Source organism: Krasilnikovia sp. MM14-A1259, from assembly GCF_047159535.1.
Taxonomy (GTDB): Bacteria; Actinomycetota; Actinomycetes; order Mycobacteriales; family Micromonosporaceae; genus Actinoplanes.
Genome location: NZ_BAAGAJ010000002.1, coordinates 155,751 through 173,400, shown reverse-complemented (window position 1 = coordinate 173,400; position 17,650 = coordinate 155,751). Strand labels below are relative to the sequence as shown.

The 17,650-nt window shown below is 67.8% G+C and carries 18 protein-coding genes and 1 riboswitch; of the genes, 9 read left to right on the top strand and 9 right to left on the bottom strand.

Going from position 1 to position 17,650, the window contains the following annotated elements:
- Positions 1-2: 2 nt before the first annotated feature.
- A riboswitch (cyclic di-AMP (ydaO/yuaA leader) is annotated at positions 3-177 on the bottom strand.
- A 322-nt stretch (positions 178-499) separates the two neighbouring features.
- Positions 500-1,027 carry an NADAR family protein gene (locus tag ACMCNK_RS01235; protein ID WP_412734504.1) on the top strand — a complete coding sequence of 176 codons (528 nt, stop codon included), beginning with the start codon at positions 500-502 and terminating at the stop codon, positions 1,025-1,027.
- A 33-nt stretch (positions 1,028-1,060) separates the two neighbouring features.
- Here the strand turns inward: ACMCNK_RS01235 and ACMCNK_RS01230 are convergent, their stop codons facing one another.
- A complete protein-coding gene (locus tag ACMCNK_RS01230; protein WP_412734503.1) occupies positions 1,061-1,681 on the bottom strand; it encodes an Ig-like domain-containing protein in 621 nt (206 codons plus the stop codon).
- A gap of 151 nt (positions 1,682-1,832) precedes the next feature.
- Between ACMCNK_RS01230 and ACMCNK_RS01225 the strand changes: the two genes are divergently transcribed.
- The gene (locus ACMCNK_RS01225) at positions 1,833-2,207 is read left to right on the top strand and encodes a PadR family transcriptional regulator (protein ID WP_412734502.1); all 375 of its coding nucleotides are present in this window, start codon (positions 1,833-1,835) and stop codon (positions 2,205-2,207) included.
- Positions 2,204-3,217, top strand: a complete 1,014-nt coding sequence (locus tag ACMCNK_RS01220) for a hypothetical protein (RefSeq protein ID WP_412734501.1) — start codon at positions 2,204-2,206, stop codon at positions 3,215-3,217. Before ACMCNK_RS01225 ends, ACMCNK_RS01220 begins: the two co-directional genes overlap by 4 nt.
- A 180-nt stretch (positions 3,218-3,397) precedes the next feature.
- On the opposite strand, the gene ACMCNK_RS01215 is transcribed toward ACMCNK_RS01220, so the two are convergent.
- The 4 genes from ACMCNK_RS01215 to ACMCNK_RS01200 form a co-directional block, all read right to left on the bottom strand.
- Positions 3,398-4,396 (bottom strand): PIG-L family deacetylase, encoded by a 999-nt coding sequence (locus ACMCNK_RS01215; protein WP_412734500.1) that lies wholly within the window; start codon positions 4,394-4,396, stop codon positions 3,398-3,400.
- Between the two features lie 307 nt (positions 4,397-4,703).
- Complete coding sequence (locus tag ACMCNK_RS01210; RefSeq protein WP_412740728.1) at positions 4,704-5,504, bottom strand: LLM class F420-dependent oxidoreductase; 801 nt, start codon at positions 5,502-5,504, stop codon at positions 4,704-4,706.
- A gap of 191 nt (positions 5,505-5,695) precedes the next feature.
- Entirely contained in the window at positions 5,696-7,435 is a 1,740-nt protein-coding gene (locus ACMCNK_RS01205) for an alpha/beta hydrolase (protein ID WP_412734499.1), read from the bottom strand.
- 185 nt (positions 7,436-7,620) lie between these two features.
- Positions 7,621-8,607, bottom strand: coding sequence for a malate dehydrogenase (locus ACMCNK_RS01200; RefSeq protein WP_412740727.1), 987 nt, complete (start codon positions 8,605-8,607; stop codon positions 7,621-7,623).
- Positions 8,608-8,911: 304 nt separating this feature from the next.
- On the opposite strand from ACMCNK_RS01200, the gene ACMCNK_RS01195 reads away from it, so the two are divergent.
- Complete coding sequence (locus tag ACMCNK_RS01195; RefSeq protein WP_412740726.1) at positions 8,912-9,655, top strand: DinB family protein; 744 nt, start codon at positions 8,912-8,914, stop codon at positions 9,653-9,655.
- Positions 9,656-10,009: 354 nt separating this feature from the next.
- Here ACMCNK_RS01195 and ACMCNK_RS01190 read toward each other — a convergent pair whose 3' ends face one another.
- From ACMCNK_RS01190 to ACMCNK_RS01180, 3 genes are all read right to left on the bottom strand, one after another.
- Positions 10,010-11,677, bottom strand: coding sequence for a hypothetical protein (locus tag ACMCNK_RS01190; RefSeq protein WP_412734498.1), 1,668 nt, complete (start codon positions 11,675-11,677; stop codon positions 10,010-10,012).
- A gap of 245 nt (positions 11,678-11,922) precedes the next feature.
- Entirely contained in the window at positions 11,923-12,300 is a 378-nt protein-coding gene (locus ACMCNK_RS01185) for a protein-arginine deiminase family protein (RefSeq protein ID WP_412734497.1), read from the bottom strand.
- Positions 12,301-12,796: 496 nt separating this feature from the next.
- The gene (locus ACMCNK_RS01180) at positions 12,797-13,441 is read right to left on the bottom strand and encodes a class I SAM-dependent methyltransferase (RefSeq protein WP_412734496.1); all 645 of its coding nucleotides are present in this window, start codon (positions 13,439-13,441) and stop codon (positions 12,797-12,799) included.
- A gap of 160 nt (positions 13,442-13,601) precedes the next feature.
- Between ACMCNK_RS01180 and ACMCNK_RS01175 the strand changes: the two genes are divergently transcribed.
- From ACMCNK_RS01175 to ACMCNK_RS01165, 3 genes are read left to right on the top strand one after another with little or no spacing between them, the layout of a single operon-like run.
- Positions 13,602-13,952 carry an ATP-binding protein gene (locus tag ACMCNK_RS01175; RefSeq protein WP_412734495.1) on the top strand — a complete coding sequence of 117 codons (351 nt, stop codon included), beginning with the start codon at positions 13,602-13,604 and terminating at the stop codon, positions 13,950-13,952.
- 35 nt (positions 13,953-13,987) lie between these two features.
- The gene (locus ACMCNK_RS01170) at positions 13,988-14,425 is read left to right on the top strand and encodes an SRPBCC family protein (RefSeq protein ID WP_412734494.1); all 438 of its coding nucleotides are present in this window, start codon (positions 13,988-13,990) and stop codon (positions 14,423-14,425) included.
- Positions 14,422-14,874 carry a MarR family winged helix-turn-helix transcriptional regulator gene (locus ACMCNK_RS01165; RefSeq protein WP_412734493.1) on the top strand — a complete coding sequence of 151 codons (453 nt, stop codon included), beginning with the start codon at positions 14,422-14,424 and terminating at the stop codon, positions 14,872-14,874. The genes ACMCNK_RS01170 and ACMCNK_RS01165 overlap by 4 nt, the downstream gene beginning before the upstream one ends.
- 97 nt (positions 14,875-14,971) lie before the next feature.
- On the opposite strand, the gene ACMCNK_RS01160 is transcribed toward ACMCNK_RS01165, so the two are convergent.
- A complete protein-coding gene (locus ACMCNK_RS01160; protein WP_412734492.1) occupies positions 14,972-15,610 on the bottom strand; it encodes a hypothetical protein in 639 nt (212 codons plus the stop codon).
- A gap of 367 nt (positions 15,611-15,977) precedes the next feature.
- Between ACMCNK_RS01160 and ACMCNK_RS01155 the strand changes: the two genes are divergently transcribed.
- Entirely contained in the window at positions 15,978-16,886 is a 909-nt protein-coding gene (locus ACMCNK_RS01155; protein ID WP_412734491.1) for an ABC transporter ATP-binding protein, read from the top strand.
- 23 nt (positions 16,887-16,909) lie between these two features.
- The gene (locus ACMCNK_RS01150; protein ID WP_412734490.1) at positions 16,910-17,650 is read left to right on the top strand and encodes an ABC transporter permease; all 741 of its coding nucleotides are present in this window, start codon (positions 16,910-16,912) and stop codon (positions 17,648-17,650) included.

The following is a 17,650-nucleotide window of genomic DNA, read 5'->3' as shown; positions in this document are numbered from 1 at the left end:
AGAGAACCTCCACGCCTGCGAGGTCAGCTGTCGGGTTCGGGCTGAGTTGCCCGGCCGCAAAGTGCGGCTTCACCCCGAGGCGCGCTGCAGCGCGCCGAGGAACGTATGGGTCCCCCGCTCCAGGCCTGGTTGAGGAATGCCCGAGCTACGACGGCCTGGATTCGGCGTTATCGTCCACGGGGCCCGCATTGGCGGACGTGGCGACGCTAGCCACGGAAATCACGGTGCGGCAACGAAATCCGGCCTGATCGTGAGATCGGTCTCTTGTTGCCAGACCTCCCGGCCGCCCGGATCCGGCATCGGCTAACGGACATCGCCGCCGAGAGGTTGGCGAACGTCGAAATACCGCGTGGACGGCTGTCGCGATTGTCCGCGCCATGTGTGGGCGGACCAGGACTTTCGTACTGGTCGGCGGTTTCCCGGTGGTGGTGTTTTCCGGGAGCTGTGTCGCTGCGCTCGTGCGGTGTTTCTGTCGTACCCAGGCCGTAGCGTGCCGGGCGTGAACACGACTGAGGATCGCTTGTACTTTTTCTCCGGATCCGCCGACCCGCCGCCCGGGCAGGGAGTCCACGAGCAGGTTGCCGACCCGGCCCGCTATGCCGCGCTGGCGGGCGTGCAGCATTGGCGACGGATGCTGTCGAACTTCTGGCCGGCCGACATCACGCTTGGCGAGCGTACGTATCGTACGGTCGAGCACGCGTTCCAGGCGGCGAAGATCGCCTTGGTGGATCCGGAGCTGGCCAAGGGGTTTGCCGTGGAGAGCGGCACCGATCTGGCGCGTGGCGATGGTGCGACGGCGCGGAGGAACCGCAAGCTTGTGCTGTTGGACGCCGCCCAGCTGCGGCAGTGGGACGAGCGCAAACATGCGGTGATGCGCGACGCGATGCATGCGAAGTTCAGTCGGCACGAGGAGCTGCGCGTGGTGTTGCTGGCAACCCTGCCGGCCCACCTGTGGCACGGCACGGGCCGTGGTCAGCCACCCGTACGCATCTTCGACCTGGAGTCGATCCGGGACGAATTGGTCTGAAGTGGAGCTCTGACGTCAACGACTACTGGGATTTCAGCCCCGGTACCAGGTGCGGGTGCTCGCATAGCGCACGTTGCCGACCTTGTCGTTACGCCCGGACCTGCACCTTCGTCGTCCTGGGCCGATTCTTGGTGTTCCGCTGTAGGTGCCGGTCTTGACCGGCAGTGAGTAGGGCGCGGCAGTGTCCACGCCGACGTACCTGCCGTTCGACCAGAGTTCCGCCCTCGCCACCCCCGACACGTCCTGGACGTCGCTGAGCGTCGTGGTGAAGGTGCCTTGCAGCCGCGCCTGGCGTGCCGGCGTGACAGTCGCGACGGTCGGGCCCGAGTCATCGATCCGGCCGTACCAATTCGCTGAGCCGATGTTGCCCGCGGCGTCCTGCGCGTCGATTGAGAACACGCCCTCGAATTCCGTGACGTGGATTGTCGCTTTCCAGAGGTTGGTGCCCGGCTGGCGGATCATCGGGACACCACCCGAGGCCGTTACCGCGGTGACGTCCGGGTCCGTGGTGACGACGATGTCCACGGGATTGCGCAGCACCGCGCCCTGGCCCGGCGAGACGATCGAGACCTGCGGGGACAAGGTGTCGAAGCGGACCACCGTCGTGCGCTGCCCGACGTTGCCCGCGTAGTCGCATGCACGGACAGTGACCAACCGTTCACCATTGGTGTCGGCGGGAGCCGTCAGCTGCATCGGCGCGGCTCGGAGACCGACGCCCGCTGCGGGCGTCTTTTCGGCCAGGCCGGCTCACATCCCGAGGATATCTTCCTTGCGAAGGTATCCTCGCGCCGATATCTTGTGCGCCGTGAAGACGCCGCTCCAGGAGCCAACGTTCCTGATCCTGACCGCCCTGGCCAAGGGGCCCATGCACGGCTACGGCCTGATCCTCGAGGTCACCGAGTTGTCGCAGGGTCGGCTGTCGCTGCGGCCCGGCACGCTGTACGGCTCCCTCGACCGGCTCGCCGACGACGGACTGGTGACGCTGGACCGCAGCGAAATCATCGACGGCCGCGCCCGCAAGTACTATCGCCTGACCGACCAGGGAACCACGCTGCTGCGCACCGAGACCGAACGCATGCGCCGCGCCGTCGAGGCCGCGACCAGCCGCCTCGACGCCGCTCGGGCACCGCGACCGGCGACCGCGCCGACCCGTACACGCCTCGCCGGTGGCCTGGCATGACGGCCGTGCTGCGGGAGCGCTACACCAGACTCCTGCGCTGGTACCCCGCCGCCGACCGGGCCGACCGCGGCGCCGAGACCGTCGAGACCTACATGGATCTCGCGCGGAACGGCCAGCGCTGGCCCCGGCCCGGTGACGTCGTCGACCTGATGACCGGCGGCCTGCGCCAGCACCTGCGGGCGCGCAACGCCCTCGGTCTCGCCGATGCCCTGCCTATCGCCGGCACGTTCGCCCTGATGACGACCACCGTGCTGGCGGCGGTCTGGATGACCGGCATAGGACTCATCACCAACGGCTTCGCCGACTGGGATCCGGCAACGCCGTCCGCCGCACTCACCGGTCTGGCATGGATCAGTTGGCTGCTTGCCCCGCTGGCCGCACTGGCCGGCTACGGCCGATGGGTGGTCGCGGTCGCGCTCACCATGACGACCGCGATGCTCGCCGCCGCCGCGTCGACCTCACTCGGCCTGCCAGAGGTATCTGTCCTCGCACCTCAGGTCGCGCTCGGCATGGTGGCCCTGGCCGCACCCAACCGCCGCAGCTACCGCAGCACCGCGGTCGTTGTTGCGCCCGCGATCGCGGCCGCCGCGTTGGCCGTGCTGGTCGGACCGCAGAGCGAGGCGCTGCCCGCTGCCGGGCTGATCCTGACCCTGGCAACGATCGTCACGGGGGTGGTCCTCACCTCCCACCGTGACCGGCGGGCCTGGTGGCCCGCTGTGGTGCTGCTCGGACCGGTGCTGCTGCTCCACTCGGACCTCCTGGAAGGGATGCACGGCACCGCCATCCCCTTGTCGAGCAAGAGACTCATCGCTATTTGGACCCTGATGTCGCTGCTCATCGCGGTCGCCGTACTGATGGCGGCAATGACGTGGAAGACCATGCAGACCCGCCATCAAACGGCGGGGCGCGAACAGCAGATCCGCCAGCTCGCCGAACAGACCGCGACTGACGGAAACCACCCGGGGGAACGACACCAGCTCACGCTGGACATCCCCGAGTCCCAGGATTAGCCCACGGGAAGGGCGATTCCGAGAGGGCATCACGGCGAATCCGCGCTGCAGTACAACGGGGGCAGCGCGTATCCGCAAACGACCCGCGACGGCCGCGGCCGTCGCGGGTCCCGATCCCACGGTGCGTCCGGGCGTGCATCGCGCACGCGCTGGCCGCCGGCTCCTACACGGCGCAATTGGTCAGCGAGCGGCGCGTTCGCCTCGGGACCGGGTTCGCCGCAGGATTGCCCGCAGGCGCCAATTGCGTGGTTTGGGTATTTGCTGACTCGGCTCGCTGACGGGGCGGGGCATGCGCGGGACGTCGACCGGTGGCGGGGTGGGGACGTCGTCGCTGACCGCGGCGCCGACGCGGTAGCTGTGCGAAAAGCGGGGCGCGTAGCTGTTGTGCAGGCACACCTGCTCGGTTTGGCAGACGCGGCGGTCGTACGGGGCGTACGCCAGAAAGGCGGCCAGCTTCTGGTCGCGGTCCGCCCGGGAAAGGTTGACCGGCAGCTTCGCGATCGGGTAGCCCATGTAGCCGGTCATCCGGTGTGGGAGACGGTAGGCGGCCTGGGCGGCGGACGTCAGGTGGCCCACGATGTGGTGATCGGTATGGTCGCCGTCGCGAAAGGGGTGCACGTAGTCGAGCGTGCGGATGTCGGTGGGCTGGTAGTGATTCATCAACCCGGTCAAGGTATGAATCACACGTTTCAGGGTGTATGACCTGCTGGAGTCGAGCGGATGCACGGTGCGTACTCGCCCGACCCACAACGCGTACAGGGACTCGTGGCGGCGCAGGGTGCCGCTGGATCCGTCGGGCAGGCGCAGAAAGACCAAACTGATCCGGGTAGCGGGCAGTTGACGGCGGGTCAGCAGTCGCCCGTCGACCCGCAGGTCGTTCTCGATCCAGTGGTCGGCGACGCCGGCCATGGCCGCGTAGGCCGCCATCGGGCCCTGCTCGCGGGTCTGCCAATAGGCGTCGCCTTGCCCGTCGTCGCCCGCGGTGACGAAGACAGTGATCACGCAGCGCCCTGCGGCGATATCGTGCTGGATCGCCGGGTTGATGAAGAGCAGGTCGTCGTCCTCATGCGCGACGACGCTCATGGTGGTGATACAGGCCCGGTCGTGGGCGCCCGTAAACGCCCATGCCTGGGCGGCTCCCGTCACCCAGAGCGCGAGGTAGACCCCGAACAGGCACACGGCGAGGCCCCTGCCACACCCCCAGCCGGCAAGGACGGCCTTGCCCCAGCGCCCCCGATTCACGATGCACCCGTTTTCCTCGCAGTGTGCCCTTTCCGGTCATGGGCAGCGATCGCTGTGGATGGTAACCAGTGACACCTAACGCCCTCCCGCCCACCTGCACGGCGTTAGTGCTGTCGTGGGCTGGCGCGGTCAACAGTGCTCGGGCTCGGTGGGTCAGGCGGCGGCACTGATCCGGACGCCGCGAGGGCATTGTGAACGAACAGTGATGAGTCAGCAGCGGATGGGGCATCCTCGAGCAGATCGGTCACCTCGGCGACCGTGACAGTTGGGCGTTCAGCTCGTCGCGCCAGGCGAGCCAGCGCTGCAGCTCGTCCAGGTCGAATTCCGGCCCCCGTGTCATCAGGGTGAACATGCCGGCGCCGCGCTCACGCAGCCGTTCGCCGATGGTCCACGGGTCGCCGTCGACGAACACCGACCGTTCGATCGTGCCCGGATCGCGCTGCACTTCGTCGCAGAATCGGTCGAGTTGACGCGACTTCTCGCTGAAGACGTCGTCCTCGGCGAAGGTCTGCCAAATGTCGGCGTACCGGGCCACCAGTCGCAGTGCTTTCGGCCCGTCGGCGGCCACCAGAATCGGCACCTTCCGGATCGGACCGGGGTTGAGGAGAGCCAATCGGCGTTGGATGCGTTCCAAAGCCTCGCCCAGTTCCCGAACACGCTGAGCCGGTGAACCGAACTCGAAGCCATACTCCTTGGCCTCCCACTCCCGGAAGCCCGCGCCGAGGCCGAGGATCAGCCGGCCGTCGCTGATGTGATCGACCGTGCGGGCCATGTCGGCGAGCAGATCGGGGTTGCGGAAGGCAACGCAGCTGACCAGCGCGCCGATCTCGGCGCGGTGGGTGGACTCGGCCCACGCCCCGAGCACGGTCCAGCACTCGAAATGTTTGCCGGACGTGTCCTTGCCGAGCGGGAAGAAATGGTCCCAGTTGAAAACCGCGTCAGCACCGAGCGCGTCGGCTTCCGCGGCCGCCCGTCGGATTGCCGCATAGTCGGCCCGCGACGGTGGGATCTGGATCGCGACTCGAATCGTGCCCGGTGACGTCATCACGATCGAATCGTATGTCCTTAGCGAGCCTGGACCGGGTGCTCCCGGGCGCGGGGGCCGCGACCGGCTGCGCTGGGGGCTGTGGCCCGCACAGGACGACGCTCAGGTCGTCTTCGATCCCGTGCCCAGCAGTCCGGTGCGGACTGTTGGGCGTGGCGCCCCGGGCCGCCGCGGCCCGGGGCGCCTCTGGCTTACCGGTTGCCGTTGAGCACTGAGATCGGCAGCGGGGCCGCGACCGGCGGCCGGACCGGCTGCACCGGGGCCGCCCGCAGCGAGGCAGCACCGGGGTCGGTGGGCAGCGGCGTGGTGAACGGCTGGTACTTTCCTTCGCACAGCGCACCCTTGGCCGGCAGGATGGCGTTGAGCAGGTAGGTGTCGATCGCGTTGGTAGCACAGTCGGACGTGCCGTACGACGTGTGACCCCAGTTGGTGTTCGACAGCAGCTGACTGTTCGGCAGCCGCTTGGCGGCAGACACCGCGTCGTCGTAGTTGGTCGCCGGATCCCACTTGGCACCGACCACGAGCACCGGCGCGGCGGTCCGGGTGGTCCACGGCCCGGTGTAGGCGTCTTCGTCGCGCACGGTCCAGGTGTTGCGGGCGCAGGGCGCGCTCGACCATCCCCATGCCCGGCCGAAGTAGGGTGCACGCTTGTCGGCCTTGGCCATCAGCGCCGGCCACTGGCTCGCATCTGCGGGATGCAGCGCGTCAGTGCAAAGTACGCCGGAGAAGGCCTCGGTGTCGTTGGCGTAGGGGAAGTCGCGGGATGCCTTACCGCGCATGTCGCGAATCCGTTTGATCAGCTGGGTCTTCGCCGCGTCTGCGACGGCCGGGGACGGCGGGTAGAGCAGATCCCATACCTGCTGCGCGGTCTGAGTGACGCCGTCGCCGGCGTCGGTGCCGTACAGCGAGCCGAGTACGCCGCCGATGAAGTCGGCGTACGTGATGGTGTAGGTGCCGGAGTCGTCCTTGATCACCAACGGCTTCTTGCGCAGCGCGTCCGCGATGGTGGCGAACCTGGCGGCCGGGTCGCCGTCGGAGAACACGCAGTATTTCGGGCCGGCCTTGTCGCAGCGCTGCAGGATCTCCTGCAGCGCACGGTAGGCGCCGTCGGCCGAACGCAGTCGCTCGTCCTGCTCCTGGTTCGCGGTCTTCTTGGTACCGACCCAGTGCTCCGGGTCGAGCACGCCGTCCACGACGATCGCCCGGAAGCGGTCGGGGAACATGTTGGCGTAGTACTGTCCGATTGCGGTGCCGTAGCTGAAGCCCAGGTAGGTCAGCTTCTTGTCGCCGACGGCGCGACGCAGCACGTCCATGTCTCGGACGACTTCAGCGGTCGACATCGCGCCGGTCAGTGGCTTGCCGGTGCTCGAGCACGCCTTGCCGAACTTCTTGGCGGCATTGACGTACTTGGCCTCCTCTGTGGTGCCCCACGGGAAGGCGACGTTCATGTCCTGCAGCACCGCGGTCTGATCCTTGACCGAGCTCCAGCATCGGACGTTCGTGCTGGCGGCGATGCCGCGCGGGTCGATTCCCACGATGTCGAAGTGCTGCAACAGCGAGTCAGAGAGGAAGGAGGGGGCGGCACGGGCGATGTCGGTACCGGACCCTCCTGGTCCGCCGGGGTTGAGGAACAGGCTGCCGATCTTGTGTTTCTGGTCCTTGGCCTTGATCCGAAGGATCGCGATCTCGGTGGTGCCGCCCTTGGGGTTGTCGTAGTCGAGCGGGAGCCGGGTCGTGGCACATTCGGCCGTGTCGAAGCACTTGTACCAGCCGAGCGTGGGCGTCTTCACGGAGTCCACGCGCTTGCGCTCGAGCGCGCTGGTCGTGGCGGAGGCGGAGCTTTCCGCGGCGGTTGCCGGTCCGACAACCGAGCCGCTCAGCAGCAGCCCGGCCGCCCCCGCGATCAGAATGTGTCTGGCGAGAGGTGGCATCGCTGTCCCTTCCATCGACAAAGCGGCGACGTCGCCGCCAAACACGCATAGTAGAAGATCGATGTAAAACGGACGTATGGCCGAGATGCACTGTGGAGTGGACCGATGGGTGGGCGAGCATGCGGCCGCTGACCGCTCATCCTGTGTGGACGGCGGCGCCCCGCAGCGCCGTCGGTCGAAGGTCCTCAGATCAGCCCGAGGCGCTGCACTGCGGTCTGTTCCTCGAGGAGTTCCTGCACGGACGCGTCCATGCGACTCCGCGAGAACTCGTTGATGTTCAGGCCCTTGACGATCTCGAAACGGCCGTCACGCGCGACCACGGGGAATGATGAGATCAGCCCCTCCGGGACGCCGTACGAGCCGTCCGAAGCCACCGCGGCGGACGTCCAGTCGCCCTCTGCGGTGCCATGGACCCAGTCGTACACATGGTCGACGGCTGCCGACGCGGCGGAGGCAGCGGACGACGCGCCTCGGACCTCAATGATTTCCGCGCCCCGCTTGGCCACCCGCGGGATGAACTCGCCCGCCAGCCACGCCTCGTCCACGCGGTCCGCCACCCGCTTCCCACCGGCCTCGGCATGGAAAACGTCCGGATATTGAGTGGCTGAGTGGTTGCCCCAGATGGTCAGCCGCCGCAGCTCCGACACCGAGGTCTGGAGCTTGCGCGACAACTGAGCGATGGCCCTGTTGTGGTCGAGTCGGGTCATCGCGGTGAACCGGTCGGCCGGCACGTCCGGCGCGTGACTACGGGCGATCAACGCGTTGGTGTTGGCCGGGTTTCCGACGACGAGCACCCGTACATCATCGGCAGCACCGGAGTTGATCGCCGCGCCCTGCGGCCCGAAGATCCCGCCGTTGGCCGCCAAGAGGTCCTTTCGCTCCATGCCCTTGGTACGCGGGCGCGCCCCGACGAGCAACGCGACGTTGACGCCCTCGAAGGCACGCTTCGGGTCGTCGAACACGTCCACACCGGCCAGCAAAGGGAACGCGGCGTCGTCGAGCTCCATCGCCGCACCCTCGGCGGCCCGGACGGCCGCCGGAATTTCCAGCAGCCGCAGCCGGACCGGCACGCCCTCGCCCAACAGCTGCCCCGAGGCAATCCTGAACAACAGGGCGTAGCCGATCTGACCAGCAGCACCGGTGACGGTGACGGTGACTGGCGATGTCGTCATGGGGTCTCCTGCCATGGTCGGTGTTCGGCCCCGGTGCCGAACCACCGTTCGTGACCCTAGCCGCCGCAACCCGGCGGTACCGTTATGCAGTTCACCGCCCGATGTTCAGCTCGGATGCCTGGCGACCGGCGGGAACGCCCGGCTGGAGCCGGGCGCCGCGGGCACCGTCCGGCTGGCACTACGCGGCCTGGCCACCTGGTACCCAAACTCACACACATCGATCATGATGCACCTCTCAATCCTGGGTCCAAGTGAGGCGCTCATTCGGGCCCCGTTTCTACGACCGAAGCCAGGCTGCTTGTCGGTGCTCGGCCCTAATATGCGGAGCATGACGAGATATGTCGATGAGGACCTGCATGGTGCGGAGTTCCGCGAGTGCGATCTGACCGGGGCACGACTGATCGGTGTCGTCATGCAGGATGCCGTGATCGACGGGCTCGTCACCAACCTTGTGGTGAACGGTGTCGAGGTCATGGAGTTCGTCGAGGCGGAGCTCGACCGGCGTCATCCGGTGCGGATGCTGATCCGCTCCGAAGACCCTGCCGAGCTGCGCGAGGCGTCGCGTCGGCTTGATGCTGGCTGGGCCGCCACGATCGAGCGGATCCGCCGTACGCCCGGCATCGAGCGTCGCAGCGTCAACGACGAGTGGTCGGCGGTGCAGACGATGCGCCATCTGGTCTTCGTCCATGACTCGTGGTTCCGCCGCTGCTGCCTGGGCTCGACGGAGCTGTTCACGCCGATGGGCATCGGACCGACTGTCGAGCCCTACCGTGGAGCGCACGGGCTTGATCTCTCGCTCGATCCGACCCTGGACGAGATCGTGAGGGTGCGTGACGCGCAGGCCGCCGAGCTCGGGGCCTGGCTCGACAAGGTCACCGCTGTGCAGCTCGCAGCACGGGCGCCGGTGCCCGACGACAATGTCTGGCCGCCGTACGCTCGGGGCCGTTCGGTGCGGCAGTGCCTCGGCACACTGCTCAACGAGACCTTCGAGCACCACGGCTTCTGCATCCGCGACCTCGACCTGATCGATGCACAGGACGGTGAGTAGGGCCGTCGGCTACGGACTCAGCATCGTGCGGATGCGGGCCAAGTCAGATCCGCTCCTCGCGGCTGGTGGCAACGAGCCCCTGGCTGCTGCCTGTTCCCGGAGGGGCAGTAGGCATCGGCCAGTGCCGGCTGTTCAGCGTATTTGCGTGCCGCGGTGTCACTGGGAACGAGAGGGTGTTTGTGTCTCTGCACCCTGGAAGTGCCTTCCGAGACGGACAGATGGAACCCTAGACATGTCCCATCGTTCCAGATCAGAAGGCACTTCGCGTCCCCCGCCAGCGTTACTGGACGGCCGAGGCTTATGCGGCTGTCGTGTCGACGGGCCGCCCGCCGCGTCGGGAACGGAACTGAATGGTCAGCAGCGGGGTCCGGCGACCAGTGATCCCGTCACGGTGTACCGCCCGGGAAGCCGCGCCGTCAGCGCAGTCCAGCCTTCGGCGGCAGGTGCCAGGCAGCCGTCGGGGCCCGTGACGGCGAGCCATCGCGACCACCGCACCTTGAGCGACACGCTGCCGGGCGAGGTCACGTCGAGCACCACAGCGCCGTCCGTCCCCGACACCAGGGTCGCCCCGGCCACGATCGCCGGCGCGCCGGCTACCGCGTACAGGGTCCAGTGTTCGCTGTGCCAGATTTTGCGCAGGTAGGACTGCCTGGACCGGACGAGTGCGGCCTCCTGCCCGGCAACCGACGCCGACGGCGCGTCGGCGAGCGCGACCAGTGAGACCCCGGTGTCCTTCAGCCAGCGCAGGTAGCTGGACGCGGTGAGCCGGCCGTGGAAGAAGACCGCGTTGTGTACGGTGTCGGCCTGCCGCAGCCAGCCTCGGGCCAGCGGTGCGGTGCCGGGCACGTAGGCCGCTTCCCAGTAGTGGACGGTGGGCACAACTTCGACGCGACCCTGCGGCTGATCACGGGCCAGTTCGTCCAGCAGCGGCGCGAAGTAGGCCGGGGACGACGTGGGATCGCCGACGCTACGCAGGTCGCTGACCGACACCGGGTGCTGCCAGATGGCGACCGCGCCCACCAGGACCGCGACCGCGGCGGTCCGCGGTGCCCTGCTGGCCGGGAAGGGGACCCGGAGCAGGGCGGGCCGGGTCGCGTACCCGGCCAGGATCGCCAGCGCAAACGTCGCCGACAACCGCCCGGCGTTGAGGCCGACCGGGGTGGTGAGGATGCTCGCGGCGACGACACCGGCCGCGCTCAGCAGCGCGCCGATTCGGATCGCGGGGCGTGGGACAAGCAGCGCCACCAGCAGGCTCACGGTGCACGACCGGAGGGTGTCGGAGCCGATGGTGTTCATGGGTCCGCCCGCGCCGAACAGCGCGGCCATCCCCAGGGTCGGGACCGCCGCGGCGGTGGCCAGCAGCAGCCCGTCGACGCGCCGCCCCTGGAAGCCCGGATTCTCGGACCGCCGCCAACCTGCGGCCAGCAGCAGGGCGACGCCTGCCAGGCCGGTGAACAGGCCGACGACGGGACTGGTCGCCGCGGCGAGGACGCCGCCGACCACGGCGGCCGTGCGTCTCCGCCACGGTCGCGACCAGGTCAGCGCGAGCAGGGCGCCCAGCGCGAACACCAGACCGGCGGTGAACGTGACCCGCCCCGAGACGATGTTGCCGAACACGCCGACCGCCCCGAGCAGCGCGGCGAGCAGTGGCCGGGACGCGTGTGTGCGGATCAGCAGCGCGGCGAGTAGCAGGGTGGCGGTGACGGCGGCGATCGCGCCGAGGGCCCGGGCCCCGGTCGTGCCGCCCCCCAGCCAGCCCATGAGTTCCGGGGTGACCAGGCTGTACCCGAACGGCGAGACCCCGCCGTACCAGCCGAAGTTCAGGGCGGCCGCGCCGTGGCGGACCCAGAAGTCGGCGTACGCGGTCTGTGCGGCCAGGTCGATGCCCATCGGTGCCGCAGCCAGGTAGACCGCCGCCGCGGCAGCCGCGACTACGGCGACCGCGGCCATGATCCGCAGATTCGGCCGCTTCTGCGGATCGGTGGACGGCGTGGCGGGTCGGGCCGTCAGGTCGGTGGACATGGCTTGGGCGAAAGGCAGGTATTGGATGACATTTACCGAGATCGTTGGTCAGGTGCGTGCGGACGGATGGGCGGTGGTGCGGACGTGGCCGCGACAAGGTCGAACGGGATCGTTGGGTCATGGTGCCGGTTTGCAGCCGTATAGTGTCTGCCGCTGTCAAGGGTTCTCCCCGGTGAACGCCCGCCGAACGGCATCGGGCCGCCCGGTGTCATGCCGGGCGGCGGCGCTGCGTGAGGGTGTGCGCGCTACGGATCGGGCCGCCACGGGCTGATGGCGTCCCGCAGCACGTTCGCGCCGCAGTGGATTTCGTCACTCTCGAACATCGAACCGTCGACAAAGGTGACCCTCATGTCCGCCTTGAGGTACGCGGCGGAGACCGCGTCGGCGAGGATGTTCCGGCCGTTGACAACCGGGCTGCCGTCCTGAGCGGTGGGCCGGTGATCTAGCTCGGTGAGCCGACGCGGACGGCGCGGTTGGTATCGACATGAATTGGCACACGTCAGGAGATGTCGGCTGGCGCTGGGCGCGGCGCCTTCTCGCCGCGCCCAGCGCCGTGACCGCTCGAATCCTCGCGATGCCGACGGCTTGCCCGCCCGGGCACACGACGTGAACTGCCGCGGCATCGTGGGGGCAGGAATCGCCGCACTGTTTCCGCCGCCGCTGGCCCGGCATATATTCAACGAATACCGTCAGCAATGCCAAAAGGGTCGGCTCCGCCCAGGTGAGCTGCACGTGTAGCGGGCCAAAGACGGAACTCCACATAGGATAGCTGTCCGCCAGGACCGAAGCCCGGCCGGGAGCCTCGCCATGCTGTTCTTATGCGGTGCAAGAGGCGACGCGGCTGCGCGACCCTTTTGGCTGCATGACGTGTCAACGGTGGGCGAGCTTGGCGACACGTGCCGCGGACGGGTTGACCAACCACTGCCCGGCGACGTGGACGGTGGGCACGGTTTCGTTGCCGTCGGCGACGGCACGTACGGTGGCAGCCGCCTCAGGATCGGACCAGATGTTGGTTTCGGTGAAGGCGATTCGGCGAAGCCGGGAGGCCCAGGCGTAGCCGCAGGCAGTAGGGGCAGCCGGGTCGGCTGTAGACCGTGATGGGTTCCTGATTGCGTGCGGTCATGAGGTGGTCTCCGTGATGGGGCGGGTGGCAGTGCCGCGGATGTGCGGGGCGGCGGGGCTGGGCGGCCCTGGCGGGAAGCGGAAGTGGTGTACGTCGTCGATCGTGAACCCGGCGGAGCGGATGGCGGTGAGGGTGTCGCGGCTGGTGTGGCAGCCGGCGAGCAGGCGCGGCCACACGGTGGCGTCGACGAGTCGCTGAATCCGGTGCAGCGTGCCGGGGTGGTCGGCGGCGACGTGTTCGAAGAAGCGCAGTTGTCCGCCGGGGCGCACCACGCGGCGGATCTCGGCCAGGGCGGTGCTCTGGTCGGGTACGGTGCACAGCACCAGGGCTGTGACGGCGGCGTCGTACTCGCCGTCGGCGCCGGGTAGCGCGTCGGCGAGTCCGTCGACGACGGTGACCGGGACCGGTGCGGTGCGGGCGGCCTCTTCGGCGGCCGCGCGAAGCCGGGGTTCCGGTTCGACGGCGACGACGCGGGTGACCTGGGGTGGGTAGTGGGCGAACATGCGGCCGTTGCCGGCGCCGACCTCGATGACCGGCCCGGTCAGGCCGGCGGTCAGAGCGGCGCGGTGTTCGGCGCCGCCGGCGCGGTCCATGGTGACGCTGACGCGCTGGTAGTACCAGGCGAAGATCGGATGTGACATAGCCTCCATGCGGCTCCCGGGTCGAATTCCAGGCGGATGTGGGGGTCGAACAGTGGGCGTTCCACATCCCCACCTCAGCACACGTCGGAGCGACGCGGCCACCGGCCAGCCGGCCGCCAGCCTCTAGGGTCACTGCACGGCGCGGGTACCGGTCACGGGGATGTCGGGTGAGTGGAAGAACACGCTGCTTAACGAGTTGGCGCGGCGCGGACGCCAGACCGTCGACGCCGACAACGACGGATGGGTCTTGCCGGACAGCACCTGGGACGAGCCACGTATGGCAGCGCTGCTTGCCAGCCAGCCCGAGATGGTCGTGTCCTGGACCGTAGACAACCAAGGCCGCTTCGACGATCGCTTCGATCAGGTCGTTCCGCTCAGCGCGCCTCTTGACATCCAGCGCCCCGCGCGAATGGTCGGCTCGTATCAGGCTGAGCAGCCGGCCGGGCCGGGCAGATCCGTTCGCGAACGGTCACCAATCCAGGCCCGACTTGCTTGTTGGCGCGGCAACTAATATCGTTGGCGCACCAACAAGGTGAGGAGAAGTCGATGTATGAGATCACCGCGCAGGCCGTCATCACCGGTGACCTGGACACCGTGTGGGAGATCATGACCGACGTCAAAGGCTGGTCAAGCTGGGATCCGCACGAGCTGGACGCTCGCCTAGACGGTCCGTTCGTCACGGGTACGACCGGCTGGTCCAAGCCACGAGGCGGGCCGGCCACCACCTGGACACTCACCGAAGTGCAGGACCGACGACGGTGGGCCTCGGAGTGCGGGTTGCCCGGCGGCACGCTCTCCGGTGTCAACACGTTCGACCTGGTCGGCGACCGGAAGGTCCGTTGCGTGAAGACCGTGCACGTGACCGGGCCGCTCGTGCCATTGTTCCGGCTCTACTTCGGCCCACGCATCCGCCGCGACATGCTCAAGACGTTTACCGCACTGCAGGCAGAGGCATCACGTCGAGCCGCGGACGTCGCGGAATGACGGCGGCGCAGTCCGGGCCGCTGCTGTCACCGGGATTCTGGCTGCACCATGCCGCTCTCGCCTGGCGCGCCGAATTCGACGCCCAGCTCGCTCCGCTCGGCCTCACCCCGACGCAGTTCCTGCTGCTCGCCTCTGCTGGATGGCTGGAACACCAGGACGGACCGGCCACCCAGCAGCAGATCGCCGACCTGGCCGGCGCGGACCGCACCATGGCCTCCAAAGTGATGCGCACCCTGGTCGACAACGGGCTGATCCGCCGCGTCGCCCACGAATCCGACGGCCGATCCGTACGGATCCGCCTTACCCCCGCCGGACGGGAACTCACAGCGCAGGCAGTGACGATCGCCCAAGAGGTCGACAGTCGACTCTTCGGTCCACAGTCAGCGGACCTTCGCGCCACACTCCGTCACATCGCCGAGAACAGCCGCCACCGAACCCCACCGCGATGATCCGATGCCTCGACGACGATACGGTCCGCCCACCCCCGGCAGATGGGTTGCGCGGCGTCTGCGGGAATGGCGGCGACTGAGAGTTCCTTCTTCCGGTCTACTTGTCCGACCTCAGGTCGACCCACTCGGCGCCACTCTCGCCGATCCATTGCACATTCAGCACCTCGTGCCACGCGGCGAAAGGCGCACCGACGGTCATCAAATCTTCATGTGCGGACGCCGCCTTGACCGCAGCTTTCTCCACCAGCTCGACCGGGATGTCGAACAGCCGCGCCAGGGACGCCCGGGCCTCGCGTCCATCGACGACAGCACCCGGATCGTCGCTGGGCTCGGGCGCAGCAAGGGGCGGAACGTCGGTCAGGGTGGGCTCGCCCTCGACATAAGGCTCACCCGTCTCCGCGTCCCGGGGGTAAACGTAGACATGGTGCACCCGACGCGGCTCCCCATCGACGGTGACCAGCACGATGTGTTCGGCGCCATACTCGTCGTGGTCGAGAGCGATCACGGCGCGACGGATCGCCGGGGTCTCCTCCATGATGCTCGCGACCAGGGAAGCCAACTCCGCATACTCCACATCATCGGATGCCAGCTCGATGCGACCGCCGCCCGGTGTTTCCCGAACCCAGGCGGTCACCTCCGGGGTGCCCTCAAGCAGCCAACGCACCTCGGCCAACTGCGCGGACGCATCGACTCCATCCGTCAGATCCAGCCAAGCAGCACCCATATATGTGGACATGTCCCCCACTCCGTCCGTCATTCTTCGCAGGCAAAGGCGACACCATGGCCGCCGCTGGGAACCGTACCGGCTCTCCTCACCCGCAACGCCCATCGACGACACCGGGTAGATGGGAAAGGTCCCCTTACTGCCCGGGATCCGGTCTTATCCGGATCGCTTCGTGACATCGGCTCGCGACCCTGGTGTATCTGCGACCGTCGCCGACACCTGACGTACGCGCCGACCGAGGACGACTTCCGTGCCCGGCGTCGCTGAGGGATGAGCCAAGCATCCACCGATCGGTTGATGCCGCCGTCAGTCCCGGCCTGTGCCTGCCGTAGCCGGCTTGTCGATTCGTCAGCACCGTGGTCGCGGGCAGGCTGTACGCATGGCAATCATCGAGGTAAACGACCTCGTCAAGCGTTACGGCGAGTACACCGCGGTCAACAGGGTCAGCTTCTCGGTCCAGCCTGGTGAGATCTTCGGGATTCTCGGCCCTAACGGCGCCGGAAAGACCACCACTGTCGAGTGCATCGAGGGCCTGCGCAAAGCCGACGGCGGCACGATCACCGTCTGTGGCATCGACACCCAGAGCGGTGATCCGGAACTTCGGCAGGTCCTCGGCGCGCAGCTGCAGGAAAGCGAACTGCCCGACCGACTCAAGGTCGGCGAGGCCATGCAGCTCTACGCGTCGTTCTACCGCAATCCTGCCGACTGGCGGCAGCTCCTCGACGACCTGAGCCTGACCGGCAAAATCAATGCCCGCTACCGCGGACTGTCCGGCGGTCAGAAGCAACGCCTGTCCATCGCTCTCGCCCTGGTTGGCAACCCCAAGGTCGCGATCCTCGACGAAGTCACCACCGGCCTGGACCCGAACGCCCGCCGCGACGCCTGGGATTTGATCGAGCGCATCCGTGACCGTGGCGTCACCGTTCTGCTCGTCACCCATTTTATGGAAGAAGCCGAACGCCTCTGCGACCGCCTTGCCGTGATCGACAGCGGCCGGGTCGTCGCGCTCGACACCCCCGCCGGTCTCATCGCGCAGGTCGACAAGAACCAGAAGATCCGCCTACGGCCCTCCGCTCCGGTCGACCACACGATCCTCACCGCGCTCCCCGAGGTCACCAGCGTCGAACGGGCCGGCAGTCAACTCGTCGTGACCGGTACCGGAAACCTTTTGCTCGCCGTGACAACCACTCTGGCCCAGAACGGAATCATCGCCGATGACCTGCGGGTCGAACAGGCCACCCTCGACGACGCTTTCGTCGCCCTCACCGGCCGCAGCATCGACGCCTGACCGTCGCACCAAGGAGACCCACCATGTCCGCGCTGACCAGACTCACCACCACCGAGACGAAACTGTTCTTCCGCGAACCCATCGTCTTCTTCTTCGCCGTTGCATTCGCGCCCATTTTGCTCGTGATTCTCGGCCTCATTCCTTCCATGCGTGAACCCGACAGCGCTCTCGGTGGCCTTCGCCCGATCGACGTCTACCTGCCCATCGTTGTGGCCATGGGCATCTCGCTGTTTGCTCTCAGCGGACTGTCCCAGCTCTTCGCCTCGTACCGTGAGAAGGGCGTACTCCGTCGGCTCCGCACCACGCCTGTCAAACCGATCCTCATGATCGGCGCGCAGCTGCTCATGGCCACGACACTTTCCATCATCACGATGGTCACCATCCTCACCATCGGCAAATTCGCCTTCCACGTCCACCTGCCTACGCAGATTCCCGCATACCTCATCACCTATCTCCTCGTCGCGTGCGCCATGTTCGCCATCGGTCTGCTCGTCGCCGCCCTCAGCCCCACGGCGAAGAGCGCCAGCGCCATCGGATCGCTGGTCTTCTTTCCGCTGATGTTCTTCGCAGGACTCTGGCTGCCTCGCGCCGCCATGAACGACGCACTGCGCACCGTGAGCGATCTCACTCCGCTGGGCGCCGGTGTTCAAGCACTCCAGGACGCGACCAACGGTCACTGGCCCAGCGCACTCCACCTCGCCGTCCTGCTAGCCTGGACCATCATGGCCGGCGGCCTGGCCGCCCGCTACTTCCGCTGGGAGTAA